General features: G+C 44.4%; 12 protein-coding genes. 10 read left to right on the forward strand and 2 right to left on the reverse strand.

The genetic code is table 11. The features are described from left to right. The first annotated feature begins 64 nt into the window (after positions 1 to 64). The 10 genes from FM037_RS10595 (at position 65) to FM037_RS10640 (ending at position 10,597) form a co-directional block, all read left to right on the forward strand. Entirely contained in the window at positions 65 to 1,279 is a 1,215-nt protein-coding gene (locus FM037_RS10595; protein ID WP_144045974.1) for an IscS subfamily cysteine desulfurase, read from the forward strand. 37 nt (positions 1,280 to 1,316) lie between these two features. Then, on the forward strand, positions 1,317 to 1,700 hold the full coding sequence (iscU, locus tag FM037_RS10600; RefSeq protein ID WP_005497959.1) for a Fe-S cluster assembly scaffold IscU: 384 nt from the start codon (positions 1,317 to 1,319) through the stop codon (positions 1,698 to 1,700). A 14-nt stretch (positions 1,701 to 1,714) separates the two neighbouring features. Next, entirely contained in the window at positions 1,715 to 2,038 is a 324-nt protein-coding gene (iscA, locus tag FM037_RS10605) for an iron-sulfur cluster assembly protein IscA (protein WP_144045975.1), read from the forward strand. A gap of 20 nt (positions 2,039 to 2,058) precedes the next feature. Continuing rightward, the gene (gene hscB, locus FM037_RS10610) at positions 2,059 to 2,583 is read left to right on the forward strand and encodes a co-chaperone HscB (protein ID WP_144045976.1); all 525 of its coding nucleotides are present in this window, start codon (positions 2,059 to 2,061) and stop codon (positions 2,581 to 2,583) included. A gap of 64 nt (positions 2,584 to 2,647) precedes the next feature. Continuing rightward, on the forward strand, positions 2,648 to 4,510 hold the full coding sequence (gene hscA, locus FM037_RS10615) for a Fe-S protein assembly chaperone HscA (RefSeq protein WP_144045977.1): 1,863 nt from the start codon (positions 2,648 to 2,650) through the stop codon (positions 4,508 to 4,510). 55 nt (positions 4,511 to 4,565) lie between these two features. Beyond that, positions 4,566 to 4,904: an ISC system 2Fe-2S type ferredoxin gene (gene fdx / locus FM037_RS10620; RefSeq protein WP_005497949.1), complete on the forward strand. Its 339-nt coding sequence runs from the start codon at positions 4,566 to 4,568 to the stop codon at positions 4,902 to 4,904. Between the two features lie 135 nt (positions 4,905 to 5,039). After that, complete coding sequence (gene iscX, locus FM037_RS10625) at positions 5,040 to 5,237, forward strand: Fe-S cluster assembly protein IscX (protein ID WP_144045978.1); 198 nt, start codon at positions 5,040 to 5,042, stop codon at positions 5,235 to 5,237. 200 nt (positions 5,238 to 5,437) lie between these two features. Continuing rightward, on the forward strand, positions 5,438 to 5,869 hold the full coding sequence (ndk, locus tag FM037_RS10630) for a nucleoside-diphosphate kinase (protein WP_144045979.1): 432 nt from the start codon (positions 5,438 to 5,440) through the stop codon (positions 5,867 to 5,869). A gap of 826 nt (positions 5,870 to 6,695) precedes the next feature. Then, a complete protein-coding gene (locus FM037_RS10635) occupies positions 6,696 to 9,380 on the forward strand; it encodes a TonB-dependent receptor (RefSeq protein WP_144045980.1) in 2,685 nt (894 codons plus the stop codon). A gap of 191 nt (positions 9,381 to 9,571) precedes the next feature. Then, positions 9,572 to 10,597: an AraC family transcriptional regulator gene (locus FM037_RS10640; protein WP_185977002.1), complete on the forward strand. Its 1,026-nt coding sequence runs from the start codon at positions 9,572 to 9,574 to the stop codon at positions 10,595 to 10,597. Positions 10,598 to 10,657: 60 nt separating this feature from the next. On the opposite strand, the gene FM037_RS10645 is transcribed toward FM037_RS10640, so the two are convergent. Both FM037_RS10645 and FM037_RS10655 read right to left on the reverse strand, forming a co-directional pair. Continuing rightward, positions 10,658 to 11,860, reverse strand: a complete 1,203-nt coding sequence (locus FM037_RS10645) for an SO2930 family diheme c-type cytochrome (RefSeq protein WP_144045981.1) — start codon at positions 11,858 to 11,860, stop codon at positions 10,658 to 10,660. Between the two features lie 373 nt (positions 11,861 to 12,233). Beyond that, a complete protein-coding gene (locus FM037_RS10655) occupies positions 12,234 to 14,873 on the reverse strand; it encodes a parallel beta-helix domain-containing protein (RefSeq protein ID WP_144045982.1) in 2,640 nt (879 codons plus the stop codon). Positions 14,874 to 15,003 lie beyond the last annotated feature (130 nt).

Genomic DNA, 15,003 nt, shown 5'->3' on the forward strand with positions numbered 1-15,003 from the left:
TATTTTATATTATTTTTTGTACATCTGTTTCGCCTCTCTGAGGCTACGCTGTACGGAGTGTGTGATGAAGCTTCCTATTTATCTAGATTATGCTGCGACAACGCCGGTTGATCCACGTGTTGCAGAGAAAATGATGCAGTGTCTGACTATGGACGGTAATTTTGGTAATCCTGCGTCTCGCTCCCATCGTTATGGCTGGCAGGCTGAAGAGTCGGTTGATATCGCTCGAAATCAGGTCGCTGACCTGCTCAATGCCGATCCTCGTGAAATTGTATTTACTTCCGGTGCTACCGAGTCAGACAATCTGGCCATAAAAGGTGTTGCTCATTTCTATCATAAGAAAGGTAAGCACATCATCACCAGTAAGACAGAGCATAAAGCGGTACTAGATACCTGTCGTCAGCTAGAGCGTGAAGGTTTTGAAGTCACTTATCTTGAGCCTGAGTCAAACGGACTCATTCCTCTCGAGCGAATAGAAGCGGCTATGCGAGACGATACCATCCTTGTCAGCATCATGCAGGTTAACAATGAAATAGGTGTCATTCAGGATATCGATGCCATAGGTGAACTTTGTCGTAGCAAGAAAATAGTTTTTCATGTCGATGCAGCCCAGAGTGCGGGCAAGTTACCTATAGATGTGCAGAAGACTAAGGTTGATTTGATGTCAATCTCGGCCCATAAGATGTACGGACCTAAAGGTATCGGTGCCTTATATGTGCGCCGTAAGCCGCGTATTCGTCTCGAAGCGACGATGCACGGTGGTGGACACGAGCGTGGAATGCGTAGTGGTACATTGGCGACCCACCAAATTGTTGGTATGGGCGAGGCAGCTGCTGTCGCTAAAGCCGATATGGCATCAGACAATGCTCGTATCAGAACATTACGTGACAGATTGTGGGATGGCGTCAAGCATATCGAAGAAACGTACATCAATGGCGATAAAGTACAAGGTTATTGCGGTAGCCTCAATGTGAGTTTTAATTTCGTTGAAGGTGAGTCTTTGATGATGGCATTGAAAGATCTTGCCGTATCATCGGGTTCAGCCTGTACATCGGCCAGCCTAGAACCAAGCTATGTTTTACGTGCGCTTGGATTGAATGATGAGATGGCTCATAGCTCGATCCGTTTCTCTCTCGGTCGTTTTACCACCGAAGAAGAGATAGATCACGCTATCGAAACAATTAATAAGTCTATCGATGACTTGAGAGAGATGTCTCCACTTTGGGAGATGTTTAAAGATGGTATTGATTTGGACTCGGTTGAGTGGGCACACCACTAAGTCGTATATCAACAGATAAAGATTTTGGAGTAGTATCATGGCTTATAGTGAAAAAGTAATCGACCATTATGAAAACCCACGTAACGTAGGTTCTTTTGATAAAAATGACCCATCAGTTGTAACCGGCATGGTCGGCGCACCTGCTTGTGGTGATGTGATGAAGTTACAACTTAAAATCGATGACAAGGGCATGATTCAAGATGCCAAGTTTAAGACTTATGGCTGTGGCAGTGCCATCGCATCCAGCTCACTGATCACCGAGTGGGTTAAAGGCAAGTCTATCGAGGAAGCTGCAGCGATTAAGAACACTGATATTGCTGAAGAGCTTGCATTGCCTCCAGTGAAGATTCATTGCTCTATCTTGGCTGAAGATGCCATTAAAGCAGCAATCGAAGATTATAAGTCAAAGCAAGCTAAGTAATTTCTGGAGTTAAGATGGCTATTTCAATGACTCCGGCCGCCTCAGAACGCGTTAAAAGCTTTCTGAGCAATCGTGGCAAGGGGATTGGTTTACGTCTGGGGCTTAAAACCTCCGGATGTTCAGGCATGGTTTATGTCATCGAGTTTGTCGATGAATTGAATGACGATGATGAGGTCTACGAAGTTGCAGATGTTAAAATCATTATCGATGCAAAAAGCTTTATCTATCTTCAGGGCATAGAGCTGGACTTCGTTAAAGAAGGGCTCAATGAAGGTTTTCAGTTTAATAACCCTAATGCAAAAGGTGAGTGTGGTTGTGGCGAAAGCTTTACAGTCTAACTAGCCGAAAGAATGAAGCCATGAACTATTTTGAGTTGTTTAGTCTCACGCCCTCCTATGACATTGACACCGCCCTCCTTGCAGAACGTTATCACGAACTGCAACGGGCGGTTCATCCCGATAAGTTTGCTAATTCCAGTGAACAAGATAAACGTATCGCCGTTCAACGAACCGCTCAAGTTAATGATGGCTTCTCGACATTGAAAGATCCTCTGTCGAGAGCCGAACATATCTTGGCTCTAGCTGGCATAGATCTTAGCCATGAGTCGACCACGGTGAAAGATACGCAATTTCTGATGCAGCAGATGGAATGGCGTGAGTCGTTAGAAGATATTGCTCACAGTGAAGATCCCGATGCTATGATAACCGAGTTGTATGCTTGTTTTAATGAGTATAGCAACTGTATCAGTCTGGACTTAGCTGGCTTGTTACTCAGTCATTCTGAGTCGGATCTCGCTTCCGCAGCAGACCTTATCCGTAAATTAAAATTTATGGCAAAATTACAAATCGAGCTGGAACGCATCGAAGATGCACAGTTTGATTAGTCGTTTTTACTCTTTTTTTGATTAGCTATCCTTTCTCAATGGCTAATATTTAGGTTGGAATTTTATGGCCCTTTTGCAGATCGCAGAGCCTGGACAGAGCACAGTACCACATCAACATAGGTTGGCTGTTGGAATTGACTTAGGTACTACAAATTCGTTAGTGGCTACGGTTCGTAGTGGCGTTGCTAACACCTTGGCCGATGAGCAATCTAGACACTCGTTGCCCTCGATTGTGCGTTACACGGACGATGGCATCCAAGTCGGCGCCGAAGCAGAATCTTATTCTGCACAAGACCCACAAAACACCATCATCTCTGTTAAACGTTTTATGGGTCGCAGCCTCAGTGACATTCAGTCAGGCAGCCAAGATCTTCCTTATCGATTCGAAGCCAGTGAAAATGGCCTTCCTCTGTTTGTGACTAAGCAAGGTCAGGTGAACCCGGTGCAAATCTCGGCCGAAATTTTAAAGCCGCTGATTTCGCGGGCAGAGAAGACCTTAGGCGGAGCTCTCGAAGGGGTAGTGATCACAGTACCAGCCTATTTTGATGATGCTCAACGCCAGGGAACCAAAGACGCTACAGCCCTTTTGGGAGTAAAGGTCTTACGTTTATTGAATGAGCCAACGGCTGCTGCGATAGCCTATGGCCTAGATTCGGGGCAAGAAGGCGTGATTGCCGTCTATGATCTGGGTGGTGGTACCTTTGACATCTCTATATTACGTCTGAATAAAGGCGTGTTCGAAGTGTTGGCCACCGGAGGTGACTCTGCGCTTGGTGGAGATGACTTCGATCATCTCTTGCATCACTATTTATTAAATGAATGGCAGCTGGGTACTCCTTCGGCGACTATCAGCAGGCAACTGCTTATCGAAGCCAGACGCATCAAGGAGCAGTTGACCCAAGATACTGAGGTCACGGCTTCATTGACGTTAGAGGATGGTAGCCAATTACAGCACAAGGTTACCAGAGCCTTATTTGAGTCATTAATCGGTAAATTGGTGAAAAAAACCATAAGCAGCTGTCGTCGCTCTTTGCGTGACGCTGGGATTAAAACCGATGAAGTGCTTGAAATTGCCATGGTGGGTGGCTCGACTCGGGTGCCTATGGTCAGACAACTTGTCGCCGACTTTTTTGGTCGGGCGCCGCTGACATCCATAGATCCTGACAGAGTCGTTGCCATAGGCGCCGCTATTCAAGCGGATATATTGGTCGGTAATAAACCTGAGTCCGATCTCTTGTTGTTGGATGTTTTGCCTCTGTCTCTGGGAATAGAGACCATGGGAGAACTGGTGGAGAAGGTGGTATCACGTAACACCACCATTCCGGTCGCCAAGGCACAAGAATTTACCACATTTAAAGATGGTCAAACCGCGATGGCATTTCATGTGGTCCAAGGCGAACGTGAGCTGGTGGGTGACTGCCGCTCTTTAGCAAGATTCACCTTGAAAGGCATACCGCCAATGGCTGCAGGTGCCGCTCACATTCGAGTCACGTTCCAGGTTGATGCCGATGGCTTACTCAGCGTCACAGCGATGGAAAAGTCTACCGGAGTTAAATCCAGCATTCAGGTGAAACCTTCATTCGGGCTAACCGATGTGGAGATTGGTGCCATGCTCAAAGATTCCATGGCCAATGCTAAGGAAGATATCACCCGACGCATGTTGGCAGAGCAACAAGTAGAGGCGGCTCGGGTCTTAGAGACCCTGACAGCCGCTTTAACAAAAGACGCTGATCTGTTATCTGAAGGTGAACGTGTCACTATCGAGAAGAGTATGGCTGAGCTCGCTCAGGTTGCTGCGCTTGATAATACCGATGCCATTGAAAAAGCCATCGAGACATTAGATGCTTGCACGCAAGATTTTGCATCTAAGCGTATGGATAACTCTATCCGTTTGGCACTTACAGGCCAATCGGTTGACAGTATTTGATCAGTCATCAATCATAATCATCAATAGATTAATTGGTAATCAATAGGTAAAAAAGATGCCACAAATTGTATTTCTACCCCATGAAGAGCTGTGTCCAGATGGTGCAGTCGTCGAAGCCAATGTTGGTGAAACCGTTCTTAACGTTGCCTTGAAAAATGGTATTAATATCGAACATGCATGTGAGAAGGTGTGTGCATGCACAACCTGCCACGTGATCGTTCGTGAAGGGTTCGATGAGTTAGCAGAAAGCGACGAGCTCGAAGATGACATGTTAGATAAAGCGTGGGGACTCGAGCCCGAGAGTCGTTTATCCTGCCAGACGAAAGTGCCAAATTGTGATCTCGTGGTCGATATTCCTAAATACACAGTTAATATGGTGAGTGAGGCTAACTAGTCTTGATCGCAACTTGTGTCTATTTGAAGATAGTGAGTCGAAGATAGTTAAGCCAGTCTCCCGAGACTGGCTTTTTTTATGCGGTGAGATGCCAGCTATACTCTAGTCATTACAAATATGTTCAAGGGGCTAGATATGCCATTAAAATGGATAGATTCACTCGATATAGCCTTAGACTTGTTGGAGACGCATCCAGAAATCGATCCTGAAACGATCAGATTTACTGATTTACGTGAATGGATTTTAGCGCTGGATTCGTTCGATGATGATCCAGAGCACTGTAATGAGCGCATATTGGAAGCAGTCCAAGCCTGCTGGATAGCCGAGCAGTGAGCTCTGGAAATCGTTGGCGCATAGACAAGTTTATACCGGCAGGTATTAGTGTTCAGCTTGAAATCGGCACTGGATAGCGATGAAGCAGGATAAGTTAACGCAATATTGCATTCCGTGGGCTATAAAGGTAGGTTTTTGGTGTCAAATTTCGTATAATCCGCGCGAAAATAAAAACCTGTTTATTATGAAGGAAGCTTCTCATGGCTATCGAACGTACTTTTTCTATCATTAAGCCCGATGCTGTTGCAAAAAATAACATTGGCGCTATCTACAACCGTTTTGAAACTGCTGGCCTGAAAATCATCGCTTCTAAAATGGTTCACCTAAGCAAAGAGCAAGCTGAAGGCTTCTACGCCGAGCACAGCGAGCGTCCTTTCTTCGGTGCACTAGTTGCATTCATGACTTCTGGTCCTATCATGGTCCAGGCTCTTGAAGGCGAGAACGCAGTTCTAGCTCACCGTGACATCTTAGGTGCTACTAACCCAGCTGACGCTGCACCTGGGACTATTCGTGCCGATTTCGCTGAAAGCATCGATGAGAACGCAGCTCACGGTTCTGATTCGGTTGCTTCTGCTGAGCGTGAAGTGGCTTACTTCTTCAGCACAGAAGAGCTTTGCCCACGCACTCGTTAATTCGACGCTAAGTAAAGTTGAAAAGGAGCCTATGGCTCCTTTTTTGTTGCCCGTATTTTGAATGTTTACAGGTCTCCTCGTCTCAGTAACTGTAAATTTCTCATCGATTAATGTAGCAAGAGTATGTCGCTTTTTCTCTAGCTCGTTTCTATTATCTTATTCATTCTAGCAAGTGAAACATCCCGGTTATTTGTTAATAATTTACTCTGAAATAGAGTTTTTCTTGTTTTGTGAGCGTTTCCTGCCTGGTAAGTTAACGAGTTTAACACGTATTTGTTTAGTAATTGTAAATTTCGTGGTTTGTATATTGCTTGCATGATTTTTTGGTTTTTTATCTCGAGAATACATAATTAATTAAAGTTATATTTCTGGTTTTAATCTTTCTTCGGTTTATAGTTTTGCAGTGGTTATTTGTTGTTGTCTTTTATTTATTTTGCCTAGCTATTTTAATTAACTGAATAAACATTTGGGATATACTGGTCTCAATTTGTATCCTATCGTCGCCGCAGTTTTTAACATTGAGTGCTCAATCATTTGTTGAATTAAATTCACGTGTAACACATTGATTTTATCGGCTTTACTTTGTGCTTGTTGTTTTTTTGAAATGTATCGTTTTCTTGTAAATGTATCAATTATTATCATTTAGGTTGTTTGATTGTAATTGATGTTGACTTGGGTGCTGTATTTTAACAATATTTAACCCGAAGGTATTAACTGTTTAATTACAGTTTTGAAAAAACTAAAACAATAAAATAATAATTATTGTCACGATGTCAGTATTAATCGTTCAGTTATTAATTAATGTCTAAGTGATAAGGGAAAATATATGAACTCAATGACCTTAACAGCAAAAGCAGTACGCGTTGGCTTATTAGCCGCAGCAACAACAAGTGTAGCATTTTCTGGTTTAGCATTTGCTGAAGAGCAAGGTGATGGTGCAAAAGTAGAACGAATTTCTGTCACAGGCTCGCGTATTAAGCAAGTTGATATGGAAACATCATCTCCAGTTACCATTATCAGTGCAGCTGATATTGCCATGACAGGTGAGAAGACAGTCGCTGATGTACTAAATAACTCGGCGATAAACAGTTTTGGTTCATGGCGTGGTATGTCTGGTTATGGTTCAGGCAGTAGTGCTACCAGCAGTGTTAATCTTCGTGGCCTCGGATCTTCGGCGACATTAATATTGTTAGATGGTCGTCGTATGCCTGGTACAAGTTCAAGTTCAGGTGCAACTGCAGATACTTCTCAGATCCCAATGGCAATTGTCGAGCGTATTGAGATTCTTCGCGATGGTGCATCAGCAGTTTATGGTTCAGATGCTGTTGCCGGTGTTATTAACATCATCACTAAAAAAGATTTTGAAGGTGTTTCAATTGATTTTAGTACAGAACAACCAAGTGTAGATGGCGGCGATGCAAACCGTTTCTCACTTGCAGCAGGCTACAACACAGATAAAGGTAATGTGACATTCACTTATGAATATTACGACACTAAAGCTGTGATGGATAAAGATATTTGGGCATTAGATGATCCTAATTATGAAGGTTATAGCTCATTCAGCTCAGTTCCTAACGGCTATTATGACACTGGTAAGCTTGATGAAAACGGTAAGCCAATTTATGACTTCTATACCAACTCAGAGATGTGTGATCAGACTGAGAATGTAACTGATTGGCATGATGGAGAAAATAATGGACGTTGTGGTTATAGTTATGGTGAAGTGACTAAGTTATTCGGTGATGTCACTAGAAACTCTTTTATGACTACTTTTGATTACGAAGTGACTGAAAATATCCAATTCCGTGGTAGGGGGTCTGCGACGTTAACTGAAACCAATACTCGTTATGCTGCAACGCCAGTATCTACTAATTACCCAGTGATGGGTGCTGATAATCCTTATAATCCTACTGATACTGATATGACCCTCTACATGCGATCAGTGCAGACAGGTGAACGCGATACGCTAACAGAAGGCAATAATTTTGATATTTTAGGTGGATTTGTTGGTTTTGCTGATATCGGTAATGGTATTGATTGGGAGCTAAACGCTCAACATTCTTCATCAACTACAAATTCTTTTAATTATAACTTAATTAATGACAGTATTGTTCAAAGTGAAATTGATACAGGTAACTATGACTTATTTAATACATCAGGCATGAGTTACGAAGATTGGAATTCTCAAATGACTGATCTGTATGGTAAGGCTGCTCATACTGGGGTTTATCAAGGTAAATTTGATAGCACTCAATTTGACGGATTAATCTCTAGCACTTTGATAGAAGGGGACAGTGTTGTTGTTGCTGCAGTGGGTGGTCTAGAGTATGAGATGATTAACTTCTCGCAGGTAAGTGATCCTGAGTCTGCTGCCGGGATTATCTCAGGTGGTTCAGGTGGTGATGATGTTGATGCAGAGCGTACCCGTCAAGCTGCATATGTTGAGTTTCAAGTCGGATTACCTGCAAATGTAGATTTGTCTGCGGCATTACGATATGAGCGCTATGAGCAAAATGGTAATACTAATAATGGTAACCAAGAGTCGACATTTGACGCTGTGGTTCCCAAATTAGGCCTAAGCTGGCGTCCTGTTGACTCGCTGTTACTTCGTGCAAGCTATGGTGATTCTTTCCGTGCGCCTAACATGGGTGAAATGTTTGCTTCTGAGGCATTAAGTTTCGAAAGTACAATGGATACGGTTTGGTGTGGTGATAATACAGATGCAAACTACTGTCGTTCTACTCAGCAGCACAAGACACTTTACGGTGGCAACCCTGACCTAGAGGCTGAAGAGGGTAATTCCTTTACCTTGGGTGGTGTTTGGAATGCAACTGATGCATGGAACATAGAGCTTTCTTATTACAGCATTAAATATGATAATAAAATTGAAATTGTTGATGTAGCAGATCTTGTAAAAGAAGAGAGTGAAAACGGTGGTTCTGAATTTATTAAACGTGGCCCAGACGGAAAAATTCAGACAATTCACAGCCAGTATCGTAATTTAGCTAGTGTTAACACTTCCGGTATTGATTTTGTGACAGGCTATAATTTAGAAACTGGTGTCGGTGATTTTAGCTTTAAAGTTGAGATGACTAAGATTCTATCTTTTGAAGAGCAACAAAAACCAGATGCTGAAATGGTTGAATGGGTTGGAGAAGTAGGAAGACCGGATCTACGTGGTAACTTCATGGTTTCATGGCAGGGTGACAACTTCCAAGCAGCTTGGAATACCGTATATATTGGAGCTCAAGATGCTGATTTTACCAATGACTACTACGGCAGAACTGATACGGGTTATGAGTACGCAGATCGTCCAGACTACTTCAAGCATAACGTACAGGTTAGCTATTATCATGACTGGAATGGTTCATTAACTCTTGGTGTTAACAACTTATTTGACGAAGAAGCACCAAACGACTTTGCCGAATACCGTGATTATCGAGATGCAGATACCGGATTATATGATGTGCTAGGTAGAACTTACTTTTTGCGCCTTAATCAGAAGTTTTAATCTATCAATCTAATTTAAAGCTAAAAACCTCCGCTTGCGGAGGTTTTTTTATGCCTGATTTATGGCCGTACGTTGAAGCGACTTTCAAGGGGAATCTCCAATATATTAGTGAAACCCTCAAAAATACCTTTTCAACAGACGTTAATTCTTATACAAAATAGCTCAAGATAATAAAAAGAAGCAGGTTCTAGATGAAACAGGCTCAGAGTTATAAGCCGAACATGATGGTGGGGGATCAATCTTATCCGGCCTATCAATTACGTAATGTACTGGCTTATCTCCGTCAGCATTATGGTGAAGAGGTGGTTGAGCTATTGTGCTCTCAAATAGGCGTCGGTGAGCAAGAGTTAGCACATCAGCAGGTCATCTATGTGTGGCAAGCTGATTTCGCCATGGAGTTTCTGCAGACATATACTCAAGACGCCGAAATTGGTGCCAAAGTGGGTCATCAATATTCGGTGGAAGATTTAGATTTTTTACTGAGCTTTTTTAGTCGCTGCGATACTATCGGCGACTGTTTGCAGTTTGTACTGACGCATCCTGAGCTTGTTGGCAGCTTTACCGATACCTTAGTCAGTCACGAAGATGGCAAATTGTACGTTCGCTGGTTAAACACGGGAAAAATCAAACCTGAACGTTACTCATGTCAGTTTCAACACAGCGTTTGTGGCTTGTTGACTGTGGGTAAAGGCTTGGCCGGCCAAGCCATCTTAGCCGATAAAATATTGTTGACTGAAAGACAAAGAGATGCCGAGTTCTTATCTTCGGTTACTGGGGCTGAGGTGATATTTGAGGCTGAATTTAATGAATGGACGATAGATCATAAGTATCTCTCACTTCCTGTGACTTACTGTTTCGACAAAAGTAATACCAATACGACTTCAAATCAGCAAGTTTCTTATATCCAGGTCTTACTCGATGAATTGCGTCAGTCTTTCCCGGACTGCCCAAATATGGATCAGATGGCAAGCAGTCAGAATATCAGTAGTCGAACCTTACGTCGTAGAATCTCACAATCAGGTACCAGCTATCAGAAGTTGGTCGATCAGGTTCGCTGTCAGGCTGCCATCGGCTTGATTTTGTCGGGTCAGAAGAGCGTAGATGAGATAGCTGAAGTGATGGGGTTTGGTGAAGTCAGCCACTTTCGACAAAGCTTTAAACATTGGCTGGGTCATCCACCCGGCCATTTCCTGCGTTTGAATGAGAAACTCATTTAACTATTAACTATTAACGATGAAAAACCCTAGGTCCTGGTACCTAGGATTCAGCCTTTAGTCTTACCATTGGCAGTTGCCTAAGGATGGAGGCAGAGTATCGATCCAGTTTTTTATGATTGCTACCGCTTCGGTGTGAGTTAAACTTCGGCCTAAGGGCGGCATCCTGTCTTTAGGCTCACTGAGCTCTTGTCTGTAGGCTAATATCGAGTGTTCACCATCACCCGGGACAATATCGTAGGATAAGCCTTTAGCGCCACCATCCCAGCCTGGTGGCTGTTTGCATATGCCGTATTGGTAGCTGGTGTGGTCGATATTAAACCCTAATCTGAGTCCTGAGATACTGGCAAAGCCTTCGGCTCTGTGACAGTGGGCGCAGTTGATATCTAAGTAGCCTTTAACCCTAAGAGTGAGGTCGGCGTCGGTATCGAACAGATTGGGTGCATGAGTTATCTCTTTTGCGGCCCCGCTGGCAATGTCATCAGTATTTGGTAATCCTGTGAGCATGGAGAGCTCCTGCCACAGGGTTAATTGATTTATGATTTGGCCTTGGTAGTTAATATCGTGATTGAGTAGGTGGGCCTTGAGCCCTATTGGGCTGATAGTACTGTTGCCGTCACGATTTAGTTGGTGGCATAACTTACATTCCGCACGGCTGGGAACATGGTAGTCGAAGCTTTCTGTCTTGCCTTGGTGGTTTAAGCTATGAGGGATGTCGGCTCCGGCTTGAATGAGAGTCGCTTTGCCGTCTTGCCACAGATAGGGCAAGGTGGTCCAGCCAGTTGCTCTTCGGATCAGCAATCGGGTTTCGATCAATACTTCATTTTCAGCGCCGATGACTTGAGTGTCATAGGGCATGGAGAAGGTCTTAGCCAATACTGTGCCTATGGGAAAGTCGAAGGCTTCACTGGGATGAAAGCTGGCCTGTTCGCCCTCTGGAATGAAGACAAACCTGTGCTTGTTGGCGTAGTTGGTAAATAACTGGGTCGATAATTGGTACAAGATCCCTGGGGAAACCGGGCTCGATGTTGGCGTGCTCGGATCGATAAAGAGTCCGTACTGAGCTAAGTCATCGCAATTTTCAGTTAACAGGGCATCCCAATTGATGGTACTGCTGCCAAGCTCACACACTGATATTGGCGAGGGGGGAGTAGGCGTTGTAGGTGTATCTGTTACTGGGTCTTGTTGGGCATTTGAGTCACTGTCTGAGCCGCCGCAGGCAGTTATCAGTGTGATGATCAATAAAAGCAGGCTCGAGTTTTTCATAGCTGCACCTATAACTTTGAAATATTTGGAGTTATACCGATTTTTTAAAAGAAAAGGCCGGGGTTAGCCGGCCTTGTTTGAGTATTACCAATCGGTATAAGAAAGTGGCCAACTCAGAGTTATTTTTGGCTGCGTAATTCAAGGCGGATGAGTGAGGGAATGGTGATCCCTTTTGAACTCATTCAACACAGAAGTAGGCTGCCAAAACACTCCTGAAAGGCGAGTTTTAGCACTTCCGATACGGCGTTAACGAGCTTAAACGTAGAATAACTATGTTCCTCACTCGTTGCCTTGCCTCTGAAGCGCTAAACTCTCGCTGAGTGACCACACCTTTATACCGATTGGTATAAGCTTATAGTGGTAAGCTCAGCAGTTATGGTGAACAAGTCGCTACAGGTAGCCTTTTGATCCATTCATGGATAAGCGCAACACCTTCACCGTGTGAAAGACCTCGGCCAATCTCAGGCATGCGATCACCGGGGAGATTAGTCTCCATTCTGAAGTGTAGGATAGAGCTTTCCGGGGCTGTTGGCACGATATCGTAACCCAGCTCTCCACCGCCATAGGCGACGGGAGATTTACAGGTGCCGTGACCGTCGGAATAAGGTCTCCAATATTCCAGTGTGAGGCCTGTGTTGGATGCGTTGCCTTCGGGACGATGACAATGGGCACAGTTCACATCCAGATATCCCTTAGCCGTGTCCATCAGCTGCTCATCGGTTAATGACGCTAAGCCTGTTTCATCGCCATCTGAATAAGCTGGCACAGCATCGATAGTCGCCACATCGGGGGCACCTTGGAGTATGCCTGCAGACTGCCACTTGAGTAACTGGTTCATGGTGCCATCGGCATAGACATAGTCTTTATTCAGGTGACGCGCCTTAGGACCTATGGGTACGAAGACCGCAGGACTGTCGGCATCGACCTTGAACTGATGACATTGTTTACAGTTGTTCATACTGGGAACGACGTAGTCGAACGCTAAGGTTTCACCATTATGGACTATCTGCTTACCTTGAATGGCTCCGGCCTTGGCGAGTACTGCATCAGATTGCTCCGAATTATACACGTAGGGCAGGGCTGTCCAGCCTGTTTCACGGCGAATAAGCAGACGAGTTTCGACCATATCCTCATTTTCGATGCCACGTTGACTCGTATCAGCTGGTAATGCGAAGGTTTTACTGATCACTGTCCCTACAGGGAAGTCCATGCTTTCCTGAGCCGAGTAATTAGCTATTTTGCCTTCGGGTACAAATACGAAACGATATTTACTCGAGTAGTCGGTAAACAGTTGTGTGTTCATATCGTAGGGCATGCCAGCTGAGTTGGCGCCAGTAGAGGGATTTTTCGCATCGGCAAATAAGTTGTAATCTGATAGCTTGGGGCAATTGGCACCGAGCAGGGCATCCCAGTTAACCTCAGATCCCGAAGTTTCACACAGAGCCAGATCACCGTCACCGACTAGGCCGCCTTCACCTTCACCTATACTGCCGCCGCCACCGATTAGGATGCCACCATCACAGCCAGCGACATTATCGTCGACACCACAACCAAATATCTGATCACCAAATGTCACCGTATGAACCGGCAAGCTGACCTGAGCACATTTTAGTAGATCTGTTTGTGTCGACTCAAATAAGACATCCGCAATACTGGCGTCTGTGTTGTCATTGGCATAAAGGCGGCCTATGGAGACATCACCATTATTACTGGCACAGACATTATCACTGCCGTCTGCGGCAAATGGCGTCTCTTGTAGGCCTAAATAAGCCGCAGTGCCATTATTAGATAACATCTCGCCCAAGCCATCATAGAGTACGCCTGGGAATTGACCATGGGTGAACAGGTAAGCCTTGATAATATCGTCGATAAGGTAACCGTTGGGTTTTTTACCGTAACCAGTGATCACATTATCATGAAGGTAGATGTTTCTTGGAGTCGGTCTCCAGCCATCTTCGATGGGTTGGTTTTCCTGGCCGTAACTCGCCACAAAAGCGCCCATATCGGGTTCGGCGATAAAGAAGCTGGTAATGGTGACAGCCATGGTATCGTGGTTAGTTATTTCGTTGTTGAAGATCTCGACATTATCAGTAGACAGGATGATCATACCGGTTCCGGGTGGAACGATATGGACACCAGCTGGGTTTGCAGAGGCATTGGCAAAGTTCTTGGTGTTGTTATCATAGATCTTGTTATTGAAAATTCGGACACTAGAACCGTATCTATGGTTGTTGATCGGTAAGTCGAAGACTAAAATACCGCCGGTATTGCCCATGGCTTCGTTGCCGTATACATCGGCATATTTTGAGTTTTCAATTTCGATACCTGCCACGTTTTCTTTGGCGATATTGTTTCGAACCACTATGTATTGAGACTGACCTACATAGATACCTGCATCGGCGCTGCCTCGTACATAGCTATCTTCGATGAGGATGTTTTCACATTCGACAGGATAGAGGCCGTAGGCTCCGTTGCCTTCATCTAACTCGCCTTCCCACACGGTAGCGAGTCGGCGTAAGATTATGCCATTAGTGTTTTTAAGCTTGATACCATTGTTCTTGGCTTCGTTGACCGACATATCCTGAATGATAATATTGACGGCGTTCTGTACGAAGATACCATCACCGGAAACAGACTCGGAGAAGTCTAGAACGGTTTCATTCATACCGTATCCCATGATAGTGATGTTCTTAGCATAGGTACCATCGCCGTCCACATCGCCATCGAACAGCAAAGTAGATGCAATCTTGAAATTACCTTTAGGCAGTACAATCACATCGTTGGTTTGCGCATTGATCAGAGCTTCCTGAATACGGATGGTGAGGTTTTCACCATCCTCAATCATGATTGCGCCTTGTGGAAAGCTGGGGGATGGATCTGGGCTCGGCACGACAGTGCCTTTATCTTCTTCAACAACTGGGTCGTCATCATCCGATGAACAACCAGCGATACTTAGCGCGACGGCACTGGCCACTAAAGTTGGGATTAACCAAGATGGTTTCTTGTTGAACATAGCGTCTCCTGCTTATTTTTATTATTCCTTCCTTAGATTGCACTGACGTACCATATATGCAATGTGAAATCCGGCCAACAAGTTGTTAACATTTTATCGTCAAAGTTTGTTGTGGGAGTGTCAAACAGGC

Source organism: Shewanella psychropiezotolerans (assembly GCF_007197555.1).
Lineage (GTDB): Bacteria > Pseudomonadota > Gammaproteobacteria > Enterobacterales > Shewanellaceae > Shewanella > Shewanella psychropiezotolerans.

What these genes read in the sequence shown, in the direction of transcription:
- fdx (WP_005497949.1), top strand. Translation starts at nt 4,566, where the DNA reads ATGCCACAAATTGTATTTCTACCCCATGAAGAGCTGTGTCCAGATGGT.
- iscU (WP_005497959.1), top strand. Translation starts at nt 1,317, where the DNA reads ATGGCTTATAGTGAAAAAGTAATCGACCATTATGAAAACCCACGTAAC.
- FM037_RS10655 (WP_144045982.1), bottom strand. Translation starts at nt 14,873, where the DNA reads ATGTTCAACAAGAAACCATCTTGGTTAATCCCAACTTTAGTGGCCAGT.
- FM037_RS10635 (WP_144045980.1), top strand. Translation starts at nt 6,696, where the DNA reads ATGAACTCAATGACCTTAACAGCAAAAGCAGTACGCGTTGGCTTATTA.
- FM037_RS10640 (WP_185977002.1), top strand. Translation starts at nt 9,572, where the DNA reads ATGAAACAGGCTCAGAGTTATAAGCCGAACATGATGGTGGGGGATCAA.
- iscX (WP_144045978.1), top strand. Translation starts at nt 5,040, where the DNA reads ATGCCATTAAAATGGATAGATTCACTCGATATAGCCTTAGACTTGTTG.
- ndk (WP_144045979.1), top strand. Translation starts at nt 5,438, where the DNA reads ATGGCTATCGAACGTACTTTTTCTATCATTAAGCCCGATGCTGTTGCA.
- hscB (WP_144045976.1), top strand. Translation starts at nt 2,059, where the DNA reads ATGAACTATTTTGAGTTGTTTAGTCTCACGCCCTCCTATGACATTGAC.
- hscA (WP_144045977.1), top strand. Translation starts at nt 2,648, where the DNA reads ATGGCCCTTTTGCAGATCGCAGAGCCTGGACAGAGCACAGTACCACAT.
- iscA (WP_144045975.1), top strand. Translation starts at nt 1,715, where the DNA reads ATGGCTATTTCAATGACTCCGGCCGCCTCAGAACGCGTTAAAAGCTTT.
- FM037_RS10595 (WP_144045974.1), top strand. Translation starts at nt 65, where the DNA reads ATGAAGCTTCCTATTTATCTAGATTATGCTGCGACAACGCCGGTTGAT.
- FM037_RS10645 (WP_144045981.1), bottom strand. Translation starts at nt 11,860, where the DNA reads ATGAAAAACTCGAGCCTGCTTTTATTGATCATCACACTGATAACTGCC.